This is a genomic window from Brevundimonas sp. (assembly GCF_018608325.1).
Taxonomy (GTDB): domain Bacteria; phylum Pseudomonadota; class Alphaproteobacteria; order Caulobacterales; family Caulobacteraceae; genus Brevundimonas.
Map to the genome: position 1 here is coordinate 1 of NZ_JABAZW010000008.1, position 1,739 is coordinate 1,739.

2 protein-coding genes and 1 pseudogene are annotated in these 1,739 nt (G+C 67.9%); 1 reads left to right on the top strand and 2 read right to left on the bottom strand.

The window, feature by feature from the left end; genetic code table 11:
* A pseudogene (locus QZ281_RS00715) lies at window positions 1-266 on the top strand (hypothetical protein); the annotation flags it as partial.
* Window positions 267-282: 16 nt separating this feature from the next.
* Here QZ281_RS00715 and QZ281_RS00720 read toward each other — a convergent pair.
* Both QZ281_RS00720 and QZ281_RS00725 read right to left on the bottom strand, forming a co-directional pair.
* Window positions 283-627: a zf-TFIIB domain-containing protein gene (locus QZ281_RS00720; RefSeq protein WP_292223476.1), complete on the bottom strand. Its 345-nt coding sequence runs from the start codon at window positions 625-627 to the stop codon at window positions 283-285.
* Window positions 628-864: 237 nt separating this feature from the next.
* Window positions 865-1,739, bottom strand: an 875-nt coding sequence (locus tag QZ281_RS00725; RefSeq protein WP_292223479.1) for an aminoacetone oxidase family FAD-binding enzyme, incomplete at its 5' end; no start/stop codon positions are given.

Consider the following 1,739-nt stretch of genomic DNA (forward strand, 5'->3'; position numbering starts at 1 on the left):
TCGGCGCGGTCGGCGGCGTGGTGGAGGCGGACGCCAGCCTGTCGGCCCAGATCAGTCGGGCCAAGGTCGCGCCGCTGCAAAAGCTGGGCGTCCTGCTGCGGCTGGCGGTGGGCGAGACCGCGCCGATCGGTCCGGCGGCGGACCGCGCGCGGGCCGAGGCGTTGAAGCTGATGCGCGCGCCAGAGGTCCGCGCGGCTCTGGCCGATGCGCCGGGCGAGATGGCGGCGTTGAAGCCGTTGATGCAGACGGTAGGGCTGGCCGCCTGATCCGCCAGCCGATGCTTCAGTCGAAGATGTCGAAGATGCTGTCGCGTTTCTTCTTCTTGTAGCGATAGTCGTCGTGTCGGCGCCCGTCGGCGTCATGGTCGCGATATCGGTCATCGCGACGCGGCTGGGGCGGCGCGCTCCAGGGTTGGGCTTGAGGTTGGGGTGCAGGCTGGGGCGTGAACTGGGGCGTGAATTGGGGCGCGGAGGCGCGGCCCTCATCGACGGCGGCGGCCATCAGCTTCTCCAGTTCGCCGCGATCCAGCCAGACGCCGCGGCAGGTCGGGCACATGTCAAACTGGACGCCGTTGCGCTCCAGCGTCTGCATGGCGGCGTTGTCGTTCGGGCACATCAACAGGGGCATGTGGGCTCCATTGGTTTCCAGAGGAAACGGGGGTCGATGCATGGAATCCTGAGGGGGAAATGACCCACGCATCGACGCACCCGTGCGGTCCGACATCGCATCGCTCGATCCAGCGGAGGAAGAAGGGCGCTGAACCGGAGCGGCGCCAGAGGGGCCGTCCCGCCTCTTCAAGCTAGGGAGGCCCCATCACCCCCGCCATGCGTCGCGGGGCCGCAGGGGGCGTTATGCGACTTCCGATCAGGCGGTCTGACCGGCGGCCCAGCCCGAAGACCAGGCCCACTGGAAATTGTAGCCGCCCAGCCAGCCGGTCACATCGACCGCCTCGCCGATGAAATAGAGACCCGGAACCGCCTTGGCCTGCATCGTCTGTTGATCCAGGGCCGCCGTGTCGACGCCGCCCAGCGTGACCTCTGCGGTGCGATAACCCTCTGACCCCACGGGTTTGACGCTCCAGGCGTTCACCGCCTGATCCAGTCGGCGCAGCACCTTGTCCGACAGGTCGGCCAGATTGCCCGCCGCCCCTTCGCGTTCGCACAGGCTTTCGGCCAGACGGCGGGGGATGATGTGGCCCAGCGCCGTATGGATGGCTTGTCGCCCGTTCGCCGCCTTGGCCGCCTTCAGTTCGTCGAAGATGTTCCGCCCCGGCGCCATGGAGGCGACAATGGCCTCGCCCTCGCGCCAGTAGGAGCTGATCTGCAGGATGGCCGGACCGCTGAGACCCCGGTGCGTGAACAGCATGGCCTCGGTGAAGCTGGTCTTGCGCGCCTTGGCCTCGGCCTTGGATTCGGGGGCTGAGGCGACGACGGCGTCCACCGCCACGCCCGCCAACGGCGTCAGCGTCTCCAGCAGGCCTGCCTCGAAGGTCAGGGGAACCAGGGCGGGGCGGGTGTCGGTGACGCGGATGTCGAACTGGCGCGCGACCTCATAGGCCCAGCCGGTCGCGCCCATCTTGGGGATGGACTTGCCGCCCGTAGCAATAACGAGGTTCTTGGCTGTGACATGATGCGCACCATCGGGGGTGTGCAGCGTAAAGGCAAAGTGATCGCCGACCTTCTCAACTTCACTCACAGAGCTGTTCAGCCGCAGCTCCGCCCCCCGCGCCGCCATGAGGT